This window comes from Heyndrickxia sporothermodurans (assembly GCF_003055045.1).
Lineage (GTDB): Bacteria > Bacillota > Bacilli > Bacillales > Bacillaceae_C > Heyndrickxia > Heyndrickxia sporothermodurans.
This window is the reverse complement of record NZ_NAZB01000019.1, coordinates 281,984-300,754: the sequence shown is the minus strand read 5'-3', so window position 1 is coordinate 300,754 and position 18,771 is coordinate 281,984. Positions and strand designations below refer to the sequence as shown.

Genomic DNA, 18,771 nt, shown 5'->3' with positions numbered 1-18,771 from the left:
AAAGGATTACAATGATTATTTCGGAAACAGAAATTCAAGTCAGATATGCGGAAACAGATCAAATGGGAGTTGTATATCATGCCAATTATTTAGTTTGGCTTGAGCTTGGGCGGACAAAGTTAATCGAAGATTTAGGATTTAAATATGCTGATATGGAAAACGAAGGGATTTTATCCCCAGTTATTGATATTGAGATTTCATATAAAATGCCTGTTCGCTACGGGGAAACGGCTATTGTAAAGACGTGGATTGAAGAATATGATGGCATACGTGTTACATACGGTTATGAAGTGCTAACGGAGAAAGGCGAAGTATCTGTCGTAGCAAAATCAAAACATGCATGTGTAAAAAAAGAGTCGTTTCGCCCAGTGTCCATTCGAAAGTTTTTCCCAGACTGGCATCGTGCATATGAAAATGCAAAAAAATAATAATAGGGAGGGAAAAATTATTGGCTTTTGGAATCACAAAAGAGGAACTTTCAAAATGGAAACGAGAAATAGACGAAGGAAAAATCGCGTTTATTACTCATTTTTGGCTTGATCCGCGTTTTCCGAAAAGTACCTCAGTAACGAAAGTGGGATGTAAAGACTTACAAAAACTTGCAAACTGGGGAGCTAAATTTGGATTAAAGGAGGAATGGATCCATCATCGGAAAGATGGCTATTCCCATTTTGATTTATTAGGCGATAAACAATATGAAATATTAAATATTGAAGGATTGACAGATGATATTTTAAAATTTAATCTTACACAAAAAACATGCCATTGATTGGGATGGCATGTTTTTTGTGATTCAGCCTTTTTTGTATTCATAAATAGGTTCATCTAATTCTTTGTCATAGTCCACAAGCAAATTATGCTGATCAAAATACCAAAGATCCTTTTCTTCAATATAAAAAAGAATCCCTTTATGTTCAGTAGTGACGACTGGATCACTTGGTGACTCTTTTGAAATCCCTAAAGAAAATCCTTGTTGTACGGGGGATGAGCCGCCATATTTTGCAAAAAATCGAACACTATCTCCATTTTTTAAAAACATCTCATCCTGAAACCATTTTACTGCTTCATCTGTTATACGTATTTCCATGAAGTTGTCCCCTCTCACATAAAGAGTATCAATATTTATCATTATAAGCTTTTTGAAAAGAATCATTCTAACAAAATGCTTACAACTATTTCATGCTTTCTGTCATATGTTCCATAATTTCATTGTAGGAATGATCGATTAGACCTTTTTTATAGGCTTCCTTTAATGGATACACGCGATAATGATGATGGTTTTTATTGTCTACAAAGGTCGGTGTAAAATGAATATCACTTATTTTAACCTTGTTTTCGTTATTTGTTACCTTTTTAGAGACTTTGAAATCAATCATCCCGCCTATATCTTTATAATCCCTCATTTGACCAGAAATAAAATTCCCTAAAGAATAAATTACAACAGCATTCCGACCATCTTTTGTATGTAGCTTTTCAATAGGTTGTAATACGTGAGGATGATGACCTAGAATGACATCAGCACCTCCATCAGTGAAGGTTTTTGCTAGTTCCTTTTGTTCTTCATTTGGGATCCTCATATATTCTATACCCCAATGTAAATTGAGAATGACTAAATCAGCTTTGTTACGGGCTCTAGACAATTCCTCCAAGATTCTTTTCTTATTAATAATATTTACTAAGTAATCTTTCCCTTTCGGTACGGGAATTCCATTTGTCCCGTATGTATAAGCAAGTATCGCAATTTTTATTCCGTTAACATTTTGTATCCGAAGGGTATTTTGATCTTGTTCATTTTTAAATGTCCCTACATATGGTAAGTTCTTTTTATCATAATATGAAATTGAATTCTTTATTCCTGCTTCGCCCTTATCTAATGCATGGTTATTAGCCGTTGATACAAAATCCACTCCCGCATCTATAATGGCATCGGCGATTTCATACGGACTGTTAAAAGAAGGGTAAGTAGATAATCCAAGCGTTTCTCCTCCAGGAATAGATTCTTGATTTGCAATTAAGAAGTCAGGTTTCTGAAGAATCGATTTTACTGGTTGAAACATTGGCTTGAAATTATACCCTTTTTCTGTTTTGGCATCTTTATATACCCAATCATGTATAAGAATATCACCAATTCCACCGATAACGGCACTATATTGAAAATCCTTCGGAGCCATACCTGATGTTCTCGAAGCATGGGGAAGGGAAGAGTGTATTCGTTTTGAAAATGAATGTTTCCATTGGTTATATTGTATCCAGCTTAACGCCAAAATTGACACTATTAAAATAGTAACTATCGAAAATAAAAGGAAATTTCGCTTTTTAGTCATCTGTTTACCAGCCTTTATTTCGTGATCTCTTCTATTTTAACATATTAAACTATTTTTTAAGATAATTTAAAAAGTATTGAAAAAAAATTAAAGGACTCTATAAATAATGGAGTCCTTTAATTACTATAGCCATTTAACTTTTGGTTCGGTTTTATTTTTGATTCGTGATAAATTAGTTCGGTGTCGATAAATTACAAAGGATGCTAAAGCAGTCACCACAATTAATAATGGCCAATCACCAGTTAGAAAAGTCCGGATTAGCGCATAAATAATTGCGAAAATACCAGCAATCATCGAAGATAAGGATACATACTTACATATTTTTAAACTAATAATAAATACGACAACAAGAAATAAAAATAGTAATGGTACATAGGCAAGTAATACACCAGCAGATGTAGCTACTGCTTTTCCTCCCCGAAACCCCGCAAAAATAGGAAACATATGACCGATGACTGCCACTAATCCAATTAATAACGGATGGATTGATTCATCAACCCCGAAAAATTTAGGTAATAATGTAGCAAGTGTACCTTTTAAAATATCAGCTACTATTACTACGGTACCAGCTTTTACTCCTAGTGTCCGAAATGAATTTGTGGCACCTAGGTTCCCACTCCCATGTTGACGAATATCAATTCCGTAAAATAATTTCCCTACAATTAATCCGGAAGGAATCGATCCAAGTAAATAAGCTAAAATAATAATAAGTGCATACGTCATTAACATAACCCCTTTAAAAACATATCATTAAGGCTTTTTTATTGTATCACATGTACAGCATAGATAGAAAAAAATAATTATTTATCAATTTTCCCCTTTTCTTGTATGAAGTACTCATGTAGGATGAAATAGGGAGGAAATGATATGGAAACAATAGAAGTTAAAACCAATACCAATCGAATGAAAAAAGTGATGTTTGGAATAGTAGTTTTGTTTATTCTTTGCACCATTGGTCTACTAATCTATCTTTATCCTTTTGCATCTTCTGAGAAGGAACCGTATGTGAACAAAAAATATTCTATTTTGCTTAATGGAAAAATACAAGATCAAGCGTTGATAGAAGGGAAAAACATTTATATCCCGATTAAAGTGGTCCATAGTGGAATTGATGATTCCGTTTTTACTGAAAAGCAATCAGTTATCATAACGACAAACCAAAAAGTGATCCAAATTCCTATTAATAAAAAGACCTATTTTATTAATCAAAAACCTGTTCATGCGCAACAACCTATTATTAAAAATATGAACAATCAGTTATTTATAGACTTGAAAACTTTAACATCAATTTATCCTATTCAAACAAAAGTGACGAAGCATAGTAAAATTGTCTGGATTGAAAAAAATAATTCTACCTATTACAAGGGGAAGATTATCGATAAAAAGGTGAAAGAAGCCTATTTAAAACTTCGTACGACCCCTGATTTGCAATCACCATATGTTGCAGTCGTAAATAAGGGAGAAAACGTAAGAATTGAAAAACAAAAAAAGGATTTCTATCTTATACGAACAGAGGAAGGAATTGGCGGCTATATAAAGAAAAAATATGTAGTTAAAAATGAACAAGTTCGTTTAGCGACGAAAACCCGTCCGGAGAAAAAATCAAATCTGCAAATGAATGTACCTATCCATTTAACATGGGAAGCAGTTTATACTAAAAATCCTGATCCGGCAAAACTGCCAAAAATGCCTGGAGTAAATGTTGTATCACCAACTTGGTTTAAATTAAAGAATAATCATGGTGATGTAACAAATTTAGCTTCAAAGGATTATGTCAAGTGGGCCAAAAAAAACGGATATCACGTATGGGCACTTTTTTCAAACTCATTTGATCCCGAATTAACGAAAGTTGCACTTAGCAACTATGAAACACGAACAAAAATTATTAATCAATTACGAAGTTATATGAAAACCTATCAATTAGATGGTTTAAATATCGATATTGAAAATGTGGATCCTAAGGATGGTCCACTCATTACACAATTCGTTCGGGAAGCGGCAGTCTATCTCCATAACGATCATAAATATGTATCCATGGATATTACATTTATCGCCGATGGTAATTGGTCTGAATTCTATGAACGAGAAAAACTTTCCTCGGTTGTCGACTATATGATTGTCATGGCTTACGATGAACATTGGGGGGGAGCGCAAACAGCCGGAAGTGTAGCAAGTCTTCCATGGGTAGAATCGAATTTGAAACAACTGTTAAATGAGGTACCGAACGAAAAATTAATACTTGGTGTCCCATTCTTTACTCGTTTATGGAAAGAAGAAATGAAAGAGGGAAAACTTTCGGTTTCTTCTAAAGCATTATCGATGGATCAAGCAAATGCATGGATGAAAGAAAGAAAATTAACAGCAATTGAAGATGCCGATTCAGGACAAAACTATGTTGAATATACCGACGCAAAAACCAATGCTGTTTATAAAATGTGGCTAGAGGACAATTTATCTTTGAATAAACGGGCGAAATTAGCCGCAAATTATCAACTAGCAGGAATTGCCTCCTGGTCGCGATATTTTGCAGACAAATCAGCTTGGTTAGCACTTCAATCCTCATTATCCGCATTGAGCAATAAATAAATGATTTTGTTACGCCTCTCCAAACATCTATAGTTTAATGAAACCGTGGCACAATGTATAATAAATAAGGTAAAAGATCATACAGCAAGGAGTTCTTAAAGTGAAAACAACTATTTCTGCCATCCAATGGATGGCTTTTATGATTGCAGGAGCAATTGCAGCTCCTATCGCAATAGCAGATTTATACCATTTAAATCCAGTTGAAACATCAGCCTTTGTTGAAAGAACTATTTTTGTTTTAGGAATTGCCGGTTTATTGCAAGGCATCATTGGACATCGTTTGCCAATTAGTGAAGGTCCAGCAGGTTTATGGTGGGGTGTTTTCACGATTTATGCCGGTTTTGTTGGAACGTTATATACTTCCAATATTGAAACACTCCGTGAATTGTCGGGTGGGTTGATGCTTAGTGGAGTATTTTTTATTATCTTATCCGCATTCGGCTTAATTCAAAAGTTGGCTAAATTATTCACACCAACCGTTACATTCATCTATTTGTTTTTGCTGATTCTACAATTAAGCGGCTCTTTCATGAAAGGGATGCTCGGTCTCACCGATGGTGTCCATGTTATTCAGCCTATTACTGCTTTGTTATGTTTTATCATCATTATTCTAACCTTTTACTTAGGACAAATTAAAATTCAGTGGATTAAACAATTTTCGATTATGCTCGGAATGATTTTCGGATGGATCTTATTTATCATTTTTGGATTATCTCCAAGTGTGCTAAAAAGCAGGCATTGGTTTTCATTCCCGGATATTTTATCATTCGGATTTCCTAAATTAGATTCTGGGATAATTGTTACTTCTTTCTTTATTACAATCTTACTAGTTACAAATATGATTGCATCAATACGTGTGATGGAAGAGGTATTAAAAAAAGATCATAAACAAGCGAATCGCTTTAAACAAGCAGGCATCATTTCCGGTATTAATCAATTTGCCGGCGGGATTTTCTCTAGTATTGGATCAGTACCCATTTCTGGTTCCGCTGGTTTTGTTAGCCAGACAGGAATAAAAGCCTTAAAGCCATTCATTTTAGGAAGTTTGTTTGTCACGGTGATTTCTCTTCTTCCCCCATTGATGAACATTATGGCCGCTTTGCCAGCTCCTGTAGGTTATTCAGTCACTTTTGTTATATTTACAAAAATGGTTGGTATCGCTTTATCGGAAATCGAAAAAGCAAATGATCTAAAAATAACTTATACGTCGGCAGGAATTGGTTTTTTAATTGGGGTAGGGGTAATGTTTCTTCCTGCGGGAGCAACTGAGGGTCTTCCGGTAGTTATTGCATCATTAATCAATAACGGTCTCATTCTAGGAACTATTACAGCCGTTGTAACTGAGCAATATTTACTTTGGAAGAAACGTAAGGAAGTGTCTAGTCATTAATTTGCAGTTCTTAAAAGATTGAAGTACGATAAGTGTAGAAAAAAAGGTGAATATTAGATGGGAGGACCTTTTATGTCTATTGAAAATCCTAGTCGCGAAGAAATTGGAAAAATCCTTAAAAAAGCAAAACGAATTGCTGTTGTCGGTTTAAGTAATAATCCAGAACGTACATCGTATATGGTTTCTGAAGCAATGCAAAAAGCCGGGTATGAAATTATACCAGTAAATCCAACTGTGGACGAGGTTTTAGGGGTTAAGGCAGTATCTACACTAAAGGAAATTGAGGGGCACATCGATATTGTGGATATTTTTAGGCGGTCCGAATACTTACCTGAACTTGCTAAAGAGTTTCTGGAAATTGATGCCGATGTATTTTGGGCACAGCTCGGTGTGGAAAATGAGGAAGCCTATCAATTATTAAAAGAAAAAGGCAAAACAGTAATAATGGATCGTTGTATTAAAGTAGAGCATGCACTAACCAAATAGACTTTTTTGTTAGCAGCAAGCGTGTAGTTTTAACGCTTGCTTTGTTTTTTTATTTTATCTTTGCATAGTTTAATAAAGCATTTTTAAAAGAAGTTTGCTAAATATTAATTTATCGCTAAAATAGTTGTTAGACGTTTGTCCGGAAAATGCTATAATAATATACGAACAGTTGTTTGTTTTTTCGTCTGTATTTAAATAATAAGGAAAGTAGATAGAGAGCAGTGTTGTTTTGAAAGGGGAATATTTGTGGCAAAGAAACAAAACTTGATTGAGTATAATGATGATGCGATACAGGTATTAGAAGGCCTGGAAGCCGTAAGAAAACGACCGGGAATGTATATCGGTTCAACAGATGCTCGCGGGTTGCATCATCTAGTTTATGAAATAGTAGATAACTCCGTTGATGAAGCTTTAGCGGGAAACGGAGATCACATTATTGTTAAAATACATAAAGACAACAGTATTAGTGTTGAAGATAAAGGTCGTGGAATGCCTACGGGTATGCATAAACTAGGAAAGCCTACTACTGAAGTAATTTTTACTGTTTTACACGCGGGTGGAAAATTCGGTCAGGGCGGTTATAAAACAAGTGGTGGTTTGCACGGAGTAGGTGCATCTGTCGTCAATGCATTATCCGAATGGCTAATTGTTACAATTAAACGGGATGGATATGTCTATCAACAAAAATTTAAAGATGGTGGAAAACCTGAAACAACATTGGAAAAAATCGGAAAGTCAAACCAAACAGGGACACTCATTCATTTCAAGCCAGACCCGACCATATTTAGTACGACTTCGTATAATTACGATACGTTGTGTGAACGTTTACGCGAGTCTGCATTTTTACTAAAAGGATTAAAAATCGAAATTATTGATGAACGCTACGATCAAAATGATGTATTTTTTTATGAAAATGGAATCGAAGCTTTTGTTGAATATTTGAATGAAGGAAAGGACATTCTTCATCCTGTCGTATTTATTGAAGGAGAAGCAGGTCAGATCGAGGTCGAATATGCTTTTCAATTTAATGATGGATTCTCGGAAAATATGCTTTCATTTGTTAACAATGTACGAACAAAAGATGGAGGAACTCATGAAGTTGGCGCAAAAACAGCAATGACAAGAGTGATCAATGAATATGCCCGTAAAGTTAATTTATTGAAAGAGCGGGATAAAAACTTGGAAGGTACCGATATTCGTGAAGGACTAGCAGCTGTTATTTCAGTCCGAATTCCGGAAGAGTTACTGCAATTCGAAGGGCAAACGAAAGGTAAGCTTGGAACAAGTGAAGCAAGATCTGCTGTCGATGCTGTCATTTCTGAACATCTTGCCTACTTTTTAGAGGAAAATCCCGAATCAAGTAATTTGCTTATTAAAAAGTCGATTAAAGCTGCTCAAGCAAGAGAAGCAGCAAGAAAAGCACGCGAAGAAGCTCGCAGTGGAAAAAAACGCAAAAAGTCGGAAAGTCTTTTATCTGGAAAATTAACTCCGGCACAGTCGCGGAATCCACAAAAAAACGAACTTTATCTTGTCGAAGGTGACTCTGCAGGAGGTTCAGCGAAACAAGGGCGTGATCGAAAGTTCCAAGCGGTTCTCCCATTGCGTGGTAAGGTAATCAATACGGAAAAAGCAAAACTGCAAGATATTTTTAAGAATGAAGAAATTAATACAATCATTCATACGATCGGTGCAGGTGTTGGACCAGACTTTAACTTAGAAGATGTCAATTATGATAAAGTGATTATCATGACCGATGCAGATACCGATGGAGCACATATTCAAGTGTTACTGCTTACATTTTTCTATCGCTATATGAAACCACTTATCGAAGCCGGAAAGGTTTATATTGCCTTACCTCCTTTGTATAAAGCGAGTAAAGGGACGGGAAAAAAGGAAATAATTGAATATGCCTGGACGGATGATGAGCTATCAAGCGTAACGAAAAAGGTAGGAAAAGGTTATATACTTCAGCGTTACAAAGGATTAGGTGAAATGAATGCCGACCAATTATGGGAAACGACGATGAATCCTGATTCGAGAACATTGATACGTGTACGAATTGATGATGCTGCTCGTGCAGAACGACGTGTAACAACTTTAATGGGTGATAAAGTTGAACCGCGTCGAAAATGGATTGAAAACAATGTTGCCTTTGGTTTAGAAGAAGATCAAAGCATTTTAGAAAATGAAAATTTATCAGTTGAAGGAGGGGACCAAGACTGATGACTAGTTTAGAGAAATTTCAAGACCTGCCCCTTGAAGAAGTATTAGGTGATCGTTTTGGACGGTATAGTAAATATATTATTCAAGATCGTGCATTACCGGATGCCCGTGATGGTTTAAAACCTGTCCAACGCCGTATTTTATATGCGATGCATGTCGAAGGAAACACAAATGATAAAGGTTTCCGAAAATCAGCAAAAACGGTCGGTAATGTAATCGGTAATTATCATCCGCATGGTGATTCGTCTGTATATGAAGCAATGGTTCGGATGAGCCAGGATTGGAAAGTAAGAAATGGTTTAATTGAAATGCACGGTAATAATGGAAGTATTGATGGAGATCCTCCTGCTGCGATGCGTTATACTGAAGCGAGATTATCAGCGATTGCATCCGAGCTTTTAAGCGATATTGATAAGGATACAGTCGATTTTATCCCAAACTTTGATGATACATCAAAGGAGCCCACTGTTCTACCAGCAAGATTCCCTAATCTTTTGGTTAATGGATCAACAGGAATTTCAGCAGGTTATGCAACAGATATCCCACCGCATCATTTAGGTGAAGTGATAGATGGAACGATCATGCGTATTGAAAAACCTGATTGTTCCGTAGATGATTTAATGAAAGTCATTAAAGGACCTGATTTCCCTACTGGTGGAATTATTCAAGGGATTGACGGAATAAGAAAAGCTTATGAAACTGGTAAAGGAAAAATAGTAGTTCGTGGTAAGACAGAAATTGAATCCGTACGTGGCGGCCGCGAGCAAATCATTATCACTGAAATTCCATATGAAGTGAATAAGGCAAATATGGTGAAAAAAATTGATGAGTTACGTTTAGATCGGAAAGTAGAAGGAATTTCCGAAGTACGTGATGAAACCGATCGTACGGGTCTCCGCATTGTCATTGAATTAAAAAAGGACGCCCACGCAGATGGAGTTCTGAATTATTTATTTAAAAATACGGATTTGCAAATAACCTACAATTTCAACATGGTGGCCATTGCTAATCGCAGACCGAAACTTATGGGATTGAAAGAGTTATTAGATGCTTATATTAGTCATCAAAAAGAAGTCGTAACTAATCGGACAAAATATGACTTACATAAGGCAAAAGAACGTCAACACATTGTTGAAGGATTGATGAAAGCTTTATCAATACTCGATGAAGTGATTTCAACGATTCGTGCATCTAAGGATAAACGCAATGCTAAAGATAATCTAATTGCGAAATTCCAATTTACTGAAGCACAATCTGAAGCAATCGTATCTTTGCAACTATATCGTTTAACAAATACGGATATTACAGCATTGCAAAAAGAAGCAGAAGAGCTTAGAAAAAAAATAGAAGAACTTACATCAATACTAGATAGCGAAAAAAATTTATTAAACGTCATCAAAAAAGAACTTAAAGAAATTAAAAAGAAATATGTAAATGATCGAAGGGCTCTTATTGAGGAAAAAATTGAGGAAATCAAAATTAACCTAGAGGTTATGATTCCGAACGAAGATGTGATGGTCACAGTTACGAAGGATGGATATGTTAAAAGAACGAGTATGCGGTCATATTCGGCATCAAATGGACAGGATCTTGCGATAAAAGAAACGGATAGAGTGTTATTCCAAGAAGAAATTAATACGACAAGTGTCGTTCTCTTATTTACTAACAAAGGGAATTACTTATACTGTCCCGTTCATGAGCTTCCTGATATTCGATGGAAAGATCTAGGACAACACATTACAAATATTATTCCTATTGAAAAAGATGAACGAATTGTTGAAGTAATTGAAATTAAAGATTTTAATGCATCGAACTATTTATTATTTATTACTAAAAACGGCATGGCTAAGAAGACGGAAATTAATCAATATAATGCCCAAAGGTATTCTAAACCTCTTGTAGCCATTAATTTAAAGGGCGAAGATGAAGTAGTTGATGTCCATCTTACCGACGGTTCTAAAGATATATTTATAGCTACTCATTTAGGCTATGGCTTATGGTTTGATGAACAAGAAGTAAATATCGTCGGGGCTCGTGCAGCTGGAGTAAAGGGGATCAACTTAAAGGATGGAGATTATGTTACATCAGGTAAAATATTAGAAAACACCAAAGAAGAATCCGTTTTTATTGCAACCCAGCGTGGTGCTGTTAAAAAAATGAAATTGAGTGAGTTTGAAAAAGCAACACGTGCAAAACGCGGCGTAGTGATGCTACGCGAATTGAAAAACAATCCACACCGAATAATCGGTTTAGATATTGTTAAAGAAAAAGATATAATGTGGCTTCAAACAGAAAAAGATGTACTTGAATCAATCGCCGTTGCAACTTTACGTTTCAATGACCGATATACAAATGGTTCTTTCGTTATTGATGAAAGTGAAAATGGCGTTGTGAAAGAAGTTTGGAAAGAAAAGCCTAATAATAAAACAATAGAAGAATAAAGCATAAAAAAGCATTTGTCCAAAATTTCGGGCAAATGCTTTTTGTTTTATCAATGGTTATTTTTACATAACCAAAAAATTATTGGAAACAATAATGAGCAAAAGGAATGAAGGAGAATCGACGATGAAAAAAGAATATGTACTTGCTGTATTTGCCTTTTTCTTTATGTCTCTTAGTACTGTTGCAATATCATACGCCGGAGAATCAGCCAATACAAATGAAAAGATACTACAAGAATATAAAATTGATGTTACAGGTGACCGAAAGCCAGATAAAATTATCCTGAAAGGGATACAAGTCGATGCTAGTAGTATGTACATGGAGAAAATTTGGGCGGAAATAACTTCATCCAACAATAAAAAGTTTCGAATTGACTATGAACCGGGATATAAGCCAAAAATTGAATTTGCGGATTTAAATCATGATAATGTTTTAGATTTATTAGAATCTAGTGGTACAGGTGGAAGTGGGGGGTTATATAATTATCGTTTAACGACTTTAAAAGATAATAAAGCAATTGATATCCCAATGCCGCCTGCATTAAATGTTCAGGGACACTTTGAAGATCAATTCAAAGCCAGTCTCACAATACCGGAAATTAGCTTTACTAAAAAATTTAAATTATCAAATCGTAAAAAAGATTATATTCGCTTAGGACTATTTCAAAAAAACGGAACGTTAAACGAGCCTACAGAATTAATGATTGATCCGGTAGACGTGTATAGAATTATTAAAGTTAAAGGAGAAAAAGGATTTGGATTAAAATCTTATCGCAGGGTTAGTGGGGCCTACCATGCAGATGCGTTAGGAACACTTATATCTGTTTGGTATTATGAAAACGGAAAATGGAATCAAATACAAACAAAGTGGAAAGATCGGTAACCTTTTATAGGCAAGTATCATACAATATGTTAAGCATAGATAAAGAGGGGATGCTTATCATGGATCATTTAGACAATTTATCTATTAATATCATTCCACCGGCGACAGATTTAAATCCCTTACAAGGAAGAAAATACACATTAACACATTCTGAAGCAACCGGTGAATGGTATTTGTCAATCGGAACACAATTTCCGTTTACGAAGTTAACAAATGGTCTTTTCAGCGTAATTGAGGCAGAGTGGACAACTAAAATGGGGGAATACATTCTTTTAGGAAGAATAAACATAAACTCAGATAGCTATAACGACAAACTAGATCAAGTTCGTTATATGATTTATCAAAAAGAGTTACCTCAGCTCATCGCACATATTATTGACGCAGATAAGCGATTCTTACATTATCATCCGTTGCTATTGGATGCACCGATACACATTGAAATAAAAGCAAAATATCCTGAGTTCTATCGAACACTATATATGGGTACAGCAAGGAAATATTTAAAAAAAGAATCGGTCAATTCTTAACACAGGTGATTACCTGTGTTTTTTTGATTATTTATAAAGCCAATTTATTTGAAACTATTATGATTGTGATTCGTATACACAATAGTAGAGATAAAAAGTGGGGGAATATAGAGTTATGCGTTTTTATTCTAAAAAAGGACCTATCATTACTATTATTACTTGGAGTTTATTCATAGTTTTGCTTGGGACAATTATTATTTTATTAATTCATGGGCTCGAAGACTCAGATTCAATTTTCGGCTTAATCATTGTAAGTATTTCGCTTGTTTTTGTTACTTGGTTATGGATGAATACATATTATGAAATTAATAACGGAAAGCTGAAAATTATTGCTGGTCCGTTTAAATATGCAATAATCGACATAAATGAAATTAAAACGATAGAAAGCACAAAAAACATTATCTCAAGCCCGGCGTTATCAATGGATCGAATCGAAATTCAATATAACAAATGGCATACGATCATCATTTCGCCAAAAAATCAAGCCGAGTTTATTTATGAACTAAAGCAAATAAATCCTAAAATTGTTGATAATACATACAATGAGGAACAAACGGATGAGAATATTATGTAAACTTAATAAGGATATTAGTAGTGACTAAAAAATAAAAAAGCGAAGAGTATTTTTTTGATTTAGTAAATGTCAAATTCGGGTATAACATTATCCTGCACATTAATTATTTTAATACTGATGAACTTTGGAACACTATAAAAAAATTAATTCCATCTCAATATAACGAGTATTCTTTTGAATTGAGACGGAATTAATTTTCATTAATTAACTTCCGATAATATATATTATGGTGGGGGCGTTAAGATAAATATGTTAACAACCTATTCTACCCTGTGTTTATGACCAATTTTTTTTATATTTTTTGTGTCGATATACTTAACGCTATATTCAATAACATCATTTATAAATAATTGATGATTTTTAGCAAATTCTTTTACACAATTTAATAATTCTTTATCATAAGTAGTTTTATACTGAATCCGATCTTTAGGTCTCTCTTTTTTATTAAACAAAATTACTCCTTGTGAAAGCACATGTTGTAATCCATTTTCAATTAGATAATTTACATGAGTGTCATGTTCTTCGGCCAAAGCATTTAATTGATCTAATAAACGTTTGCTAATATTTGTTCTGAATTTTACTCTTGAAGTATCTGTTACCTGAACCAAACTTCCATTTACTAATTTCCACATTAATATCACTCCTTATTTCATGCTACATTTTTTTATGAAGGGTCATAAAATTTCTTTTATATGGAATAAAATAATCATTTGCATCTTTATATATAATATCAGCTAGTTTAGGTAAATCAAACTTCCCTTTCACCCAGACACGATAGATTACATTCCCAGACTTACTGTTTGTGATTGTTATCTCTGAACGTAAATCCCATGTCTGGAATACATTAAAAAGTCCATTTGCAAATTGTGAACTTGCTGTTGTGATGTTCATTACATACCCCGTATGCTGAACCCACCCATCTCCGTCTATTACTCCTCTTACAAAAGAAGGCAAATACTCTTTAGGAACAGCGGGAAACGGAACAGTTAAGGATTTATTTGGAATAATTCCTAGTGCTTTAAGGTCCATCTTGATAGATTTTGAGTAAATATTTAGTGTAGGTGTTGTTTTCGTTTTTCCAAAAGGCGCTAAGACATAGTCAGCTTCCATTAATTTTGCAATTAATCGAAGAATTTTTTCATCCTTTTGGGAAAATGAGATAGTATGAGTTTGCTTATGAACATGTCCATCCGTCAAAAAAAGTCCTAAGACCCATGCCATTTCATGAGACCAAACTTTGAAAAAGTTTTCATTAACTGAATGCTTGCGGGGTTGTCCAGATGATTTTTCGCGATTCATTTTCACTCCATGTTTATAAAGAACATTTCGAATGCCTCGATCAGATAAACCAATTATAGGAATCATTTCACTATATGACATACCACTCTTATACATATTAACAATAATCTCATCTGTAATACCTGGATTTCTAGGCATAACATCACTCCTTTGGAAAAATAAAAAATATATTTAAAACAAAGGATGTACAAAAATAATCTGTTTCTTCCATTATACGAATACACGTTCTTATTTGCAATAAGTTGTCAAAAAAAAGATGCCCCTGTTACAGGGAACATCTTCGTAAAGGCAATTATATATTAGTTTACATAACGTGTTGTTGTCTTGATATTAGATAATTTATTTTGTAGATTTGCACGATCACGTTTCATTTGATTTAATCGATTGGTAACAACTTTTTTCCCGTATTCTTTTGAAGCGGAGGCAATTAATATAACATTTTCTTTATTATTACTCATTCATACCCCCCCAAATAATTTTTTATAAAGTAGAAATACGTATATCCCTTTTTATAATTTAACTAAGATTATCATTTTTTATTTTGAAGACCATTTCAAATTTCCTGCTTTATAAAGCGTCATTTTCTCCTTATTATACTGCTTTGTATAAAGATTAAACTGTTCTTTAAGGTCTTTCAATTGTTTATTATCCTTGTTAAATTTCTTAATTTGTTTATCATAATTTGTAATATGAATGTTTTTTTGTTGTAAATAATTATATAACTTTTGATCAGCTTTTATATTTTCATTTGATAAATTGTAAATTTTTTTGTATATTTCATAACGTTTATTAATAGAATTTGCCACTTTTTTCGTCTTATTTCGAAGGGTTTGATCGTCAATTTTTTTCATAATTGGCTTAATCTTTTTTGCTTCATTATACGAGTTTTCGATAATAGTATTTTCTTTCTGAATAAGCTTTTGCCGCTTTTGTAATGATTCACGCGCTTTATCAAGTATTGGATCTATTTTTTTACTCGTAACCTTTAAATTAAGTATTGATGTATACAGTTTATTTTCTTCTTTTTGCAAGTTATTCAGTTCATTTTGATATTTACTTAAACTCGATTCTTTATTTGCGGCTTTTTCCAAGTGAAGATAAATTGTAGCAATTTCCTTATTTGCCGATTCACACCCTACAAGAATTGTTATACTTGCTGTGACAATTGCAAAAATGAGAACAATTGTTTTTATCGTACCCTTTTTTTTCACCTTTATCCCCCTTTCTGGTAATCTATTATATTATGAACCATAAGGATGACAACGGTCATTACATTTAAAACTATATGCGTCCATACTTTCTTCAAGATTTTTTGTAACAAAATGATTTTTATTTAACCAATTTAATAATATTGGCAAATATTTAATTGTTGGCCCACGATCATGTAATAATATAACAGGATGCTTTCCAATACTATCCATAAATTTAATTCCGTTTATAACACGTGAAACATATGCCTTACTATTTGATTTCCAATCATCGCTATCGATATCCCAATCCCACAGCTGGAATCCATATGATTCAATTTCTTTTCGATACGAATCCAACATATACGGAACACTTCCATATGGGGTTCGAATAAGTGTCGATCTCACACCAGTAATTTTCTCAAGCACTTTCTGGTCCTCCTGCATTTCATGCAATGGACTTTTCTTTGAATGATAAAATTGACGGGCATCATGTGTTACACCATGTAGACCTACAGCATATCCTGTTTTTACCATCCGTTTAACAACTTCGGGATATGCTTTTATATGAGGAGCTAGCATGAAAAACGTAGCTTTTGCACCATAATGGTCGAGAACATCAAGTAACTCGTTCGCATCAGATGAAGGCCCATCATCAAAAGTTAAATAAACAATCTTTTGATTTTCCTCTTGTTGAATTAGTTCCTTTTCTTTCTGAATTATAGAAGTTGCATAAATTGAACCTTTCATCGTTTGTTTTAGTTGAGGGGCATTTTCCATCATAGGAATTTCATTCGGAGGACCTTGTTTTTTAACAGCCACCATTACATCATCTTCCGTTCCTCTAAAAGAAAATCCGACAATAAATAGTAAGATGATTATTATTGCTCCAATCTCATAAATCATTCTTTTTCTTCTCTGGTTTTGCTTGTTAGTCATTTAATCACCTTCGAGTTTTTCTACTTCAACTAGTATAATGGGTAAATCCAAAAAAAAGGTGACAAAAAAATTACAAACTTCAACATTTACTTCCAAATTTCCACATCACTTTAAAAAGTTTTGTTACATTTACATAAGATTGGCACCCGACTATAATATAAATAGCATATTATAATTCAGATAAATTCGTATATTCTAATAATAACCATATTTTAGGGGGATATAAATGGAATATGATGTAATTGTTATAGGGGCTGGTTTATCTGGTTTGGTTGCAACTGCCGAACTCGCAGACGCAAATAAACGCGTGTTACTTCTCGATCAAGAACCTGAAAACTCTTTAGGCGGCCAAGCTTGGTGGTCATTTGGCGGATTATTTCTAGTGGATTCACCCGAGCAACGCAGAATGGGAATAAAGGATTCACGGGATCTAGCTTGGCAAGATTGGTTAGGGACTGCGGGATTTGATAGAGACGACGAAGACTACTGGGGAAAAAAATGGGCCGAAGCCTATGTTGACTTTGCAGCCGGTGAAAAACGAGAATGGTTATATGGATTAGGTGTACGATTCTTCCCTGTAGTAGGTTGGGCCGAACGTGGAGGTTATTTAGCTGAAGGTCATGGTAACTCTGTCCCTCGATTTCATATTGTTTGGGGTACAGGTCCAGGGATTGTGAAACCATTTGAGACACGAGTTCGAAATGCAATAAAAAATGGTCTCGTTGATTATCGACCTAGACATAGAGTTGATTCATTAATAACTAAAAATGGTCCGGTCGTAGGAGTACAAGGATCCCAACTAGTAGCTAGCACTGCCGCTCGTGGTCAATCAAGCTCACGGGAAGTAATAGGTGACTTCGAATTTCATTCCCAAGCAGTTATTGTGTCAAGCGGCGGGATTGGTGCGAATCATGAGCTAATTAGGAAGAATTGGCCGAAAAGATTAGGTATTCCTCCAAAAAATATGATTAGTGGCGTACCAGAACATGTGGATGGCCGTATGTTGGCCATAACTGAAAAGGCTGGCGGCCGAATCGTTAATAGGGATCGTATGTGGCACTATACAGAAGGAATTAAAAATTGGGATCCGATCTGGCCTATGCATGGCATTCGCATCCTTCCAGGTCCTTCCTCCCTTTGGCTTGATGCAAAAGGCCAACGTTTCCCGGCTCCAAATTTTCCAGGATTTGATACGTTAGGAACGTTAGAGTCAATTCAAGCATCCGGATATGATTATTCATGGTTTATTTTAACCCAAAAAATTATAGAAAAAGAATTCGCACTTTCTGGATCAGAGCAAAATCCCGATTTAACAGGTAAAAGTATAAGACAAGTATTGTCTCGTGTAAAACCAGGTGCCACCGCTCCTGTTCAAGCTTTCATGGATAAAGGCGAAGATTTCGTCATTGCAGATAACTTACAAGCACTTGTTGATGGAATGAATAAATTAACTGGTACGAACTTGCTCAAGTTTGCAGAAATAGAACGTCAAATCATTGCTAGGGATAGAGAAATGGAAAATACATTTACAAAGGATTTACAAATTACTGCTTTACGTGGTGCTCGTAAATATCTTGGCGATAAACTTATTCGTGTTGCAAAACCACATAAAATTCTCGATCCGAAAAATGGTCCGTTAATTGCTGTTCGATTAAATATTTTAAGTCGAAAAACACTCGGAGGATTACAGACTGATTTGTCTGGTCGTGTTTTAAACTCTTCGGGAAATCCAATTAATGGACTATACGCAGCTGGGGAAGTGTCCGGTTTTGGTGGCGGCGGAGTACACGGCTATCGTTCACTTGAAGGAACATTCGTAGGTGGTTGCCTCTTTACTGGTCGCCAAGCAGGAAGAGCACTTATTCAAGAGTTAAAATAAAACGGTTCATCGGTTGAGGAATGCTATTCATCT

Annotated in this window: 19 protein-coding genes; 11 read left to right on the top strand and 8 right to left on the bottom strand. The window is 34.7% G+C overall.

Features of this window, described 5'->3' with window-relative positions:
- Positions 1-11 precede the first annotated feature (11 nt).
- A complete protein-coding gene (locus B5V89_RS09170; protein ID WP_066229381.1) occupies positions 12-428 on the top strand; it encodes an acyl-CoA thioesterase in 417 nt (138 codons plus the stop codon).
- A 20-nt stretch (positions 429-448) separates the two neighbouring features.
- On the top strand, positions 449-769 hold the full coding sequence (locus B5V89_RS09165; RefSeq protein ID WP_066229378.1) for a hypothetical protein: 321 nt from the start codon (positions 449-451) through the stop codon (positions 767-769).
- Positions 770-793: 24 nt separating this feature from the next.
- Here the strand turns inward: B5V89_RS09165 and B5V89_RS09160 are convergent, their stop codons facing one another.
- The 3 genes from B5V89_RS09160 to plsY form a co-directional block, all read right to left on the bottom strand.
- Complete coding sequence (locus tag B5V89_RS09160) at positions 794-1,087, bottom strand: HesB/YadR/YfhF family protein (protein ID WP_066229375.1); 294 nt, start codon at positions 1,085-1,087, stop codon at positions 794-796.
- An 85-nt stretch (positions 1,088-1,172) separates the two neighbouring features.
- Entirely contained in the window at positions 1,173-2,171 is a 999-nt protein-coding gene (locus tag B5V89_RS09155; protein ID WP_244913476.1) for a CapA family protein, read from the bottom strand.
- A 276-nt stretch (positions 2,172-2,447) separates the two neighbouring features.
- Positions 2,448-3,047 (bottom strand): glycerol-3-phosphate 1-O-acyltransferase PlsY, encoded by a 600-nt coding sequence (plsY, locus tag B5V89_RS09150; RefSeq protein WP_066229368.1) that lies wholly within the window; start codon positions 3,045-3,047, stop codon positions 2,448-2,450.
- Between the two features lie 144 nt (positions 3,048-3,191).
- Between plsY and B5V89_RS09145 the strand changes: the two genes are divergently transcribed.
- The 8 genes from B5V89_RS09145 to B5V89_RS09110 all read left to right on the top strand — a co-directional run bounded on the left by B5V89_RS09145 (position 3,192) and on the right by B5V89_RS09110 (position 13,434).
- Positions 3,192-4,910: a glycosyl hydrolase family 18 protein gene (locus B5V89_RS09145; RefSeq protein ID WP_108071596.1), complete on the top strand. Its 1,719-nt coding sequence runs from the start codon at positions 3,192-3,194 to the stop codon at positions 4,908-4,910.
- 100 nt (positions 4,911-5,010) lie between these two features.
- A complete protein-coding gene (locus B5V89_RS09140) occupies positions 5,011-6,300 on the top strand; it encodes a purine/pyrimidine permease (protein ID WP_066229356.1) in 1,290 nt (429 codons plus the stop codon).
- Between the two features lie 72 nt (positions 6,301-6,372).
- Positions 6,373-6,786 (top strand): CoA-binding protein, encoded by a 414-nt coding sequence (locus tag B5V89_RS09135; RefSeq protein ID WP_066229354.1) that lies wholly within the window; start codon positions 6,373-6,375, stop codon positions 6,784-6,786.
- A gap of 246 nt (positions 6,787-7,032) precedes the next feature.
- The gene (gene parE / locus B5V89_RS09130) at positions 7,033-9,009 is read left to right on the top strand and encodes a DNA topoisomerase IV subunit B (RefSeq protein ID WP_066233655.1); all 1,977 of its coding nucleotides are present in this window, start codon (positions 7,033-7,035) and stop codon (positions 9,007-9,009) included.
- Positions 9,009-11,450 carry a DNA topoisomerase IV subunit A gene (gene parC / locus B5V89_RS09125; protein ID WP_066233652.1) on the top strand — a complete coding sequence of 814 codons (2,442 nt, stop codon included), beginning with the start codon at positions 9,009-9,011 and terminating at the stop codon, positions 11,448-11,450. The genes parE and parC overlap by 1 nt, the downstream gene beginning before the upstream one ends.
- A 124-nt stretch (positions 11,451-11,574) precedes the next feature.
- Positions 11,575-12,333 (top strand): hypothetical protein, encoded by a 759-nt coding sequence (locus B5V89_RS09120; protein ID WP_108071594.1) that lies wholly within the window; start codon positions 11,575-11,577, stop codon positions 12,331-12,333.
- Between the two features lie 59 nt (positions 12,334-12,392).
- Positions 12,393-12,860 (top strand): staygreen family protein, encoded by a 468-nt coding sequence (locus tag B5V89_RS09115; RefSeq protein WP_066233646.1) that lies wholly within the window; start codon positions 12,393-12,395, stop codon positions 12,858-12,860.
- Between the two features lie 115 nt (positions 12,861-12,975).
- Positions 12,976-13,434, top strand: a complete 459-nt coding sequence (locus tag B5V89_RS09110) for a PH domain-containing protein (protein ID WP_066233643.1) — start codon at positions 12,976-12,978, stop codon at positions 13,432-13,434.
- Between the two features lie 260 nt (positions 13,435-13,694).
- Here B5V89_RS09110 and B5V89_RS09105 read toward each other — a convergent pair whose 3' ends face one another.
- The 5 genes from B5V89_RS09105 to B5V89_RS09090 all read right to left on the bottom strand — a co-directional run bounded on the left by B5V89_RS09105 (position 13,695) and on the right by B5V89_RS09090 (position 16,859).
- A complete protein-coding gene (locus B5V89_RS09105; RefSeq protein ID WP_066233640.1) occupies positions 13,695-14,066 on the bottom strand; it encodes an rRNA methyltransferase in 372 nt (123 codons plus the stop codon).
- Between the two features lie 22 nt (positions 14,067-14,088).
- Positions 14,089-14,871 carry an LAGLIDADG family homing endonuclease gene (locus B5V89_RS09100; RefSeq protein WP_108071592.1) on the bottom strand — a complete coding sequence of 261 codons (783 nt, stop codon included), beginning with the start codon at positions 14,869-14,871 and terminating at the stop codon, positions 14,089-14,091.
- A gap of 161 nt (positions 14,872-15,032) precedes the next feature.
- Entirely contained in the window at positions 15,033-15,191 is a 159-nt protein-coding gene (locus B5V89_RS20070; protein ID WP_181294638.1) for a hypothetical protein, read from the bottom strand.
- A 78-nt stretch (positions 15,192-15,269) separates the two neighbouring features.
- The gene (locus B5V89_RS09095; protein WP_181294637.1) at positions 15,270-15,944 is read right to left on the bottom strand and encodes a YkyA family protein; all 675 of its coding nucleotides are present in this window, start codon (positions 15,942-15,944) and stop codon (positions 15,270-15,272) included.
- A 30-nt stretch (positions 15,945-15,974) separates the two neighbouring features.
- Positions 15,975-16,859 (bottom strand): polysaccharide deacetylase family protein, encoded by an 885-nt coding sequence (locus B5V89_RS09090; protein WP_108071588.1) that lies wholly within the window; start codon positions 16,857-16,859, stop codon positions 15,975-15,977.
- 226 nt (positions 16,860-17,085) lie between these two features.
- On the opposite strand from B5V89_RS09090, the gene B5V89_RS09085 reads away from it, so the two are divergent.
- Positions 17,086-18,738 carry an FAD-binding dehydrogenase gene (locus B5V89_RS09085; protein WP_108071586.1) on the top strand — a complete coding sequence of 551 codons (1,653 nt, stop codon included), beginning with the start codon at positions 17,086-17,088 and terminating at the stop codon, positions 18,736-18,738.
- The last annotated feature ends 33 nt before the right edge of the window (positions 18,739-18,771 follow it).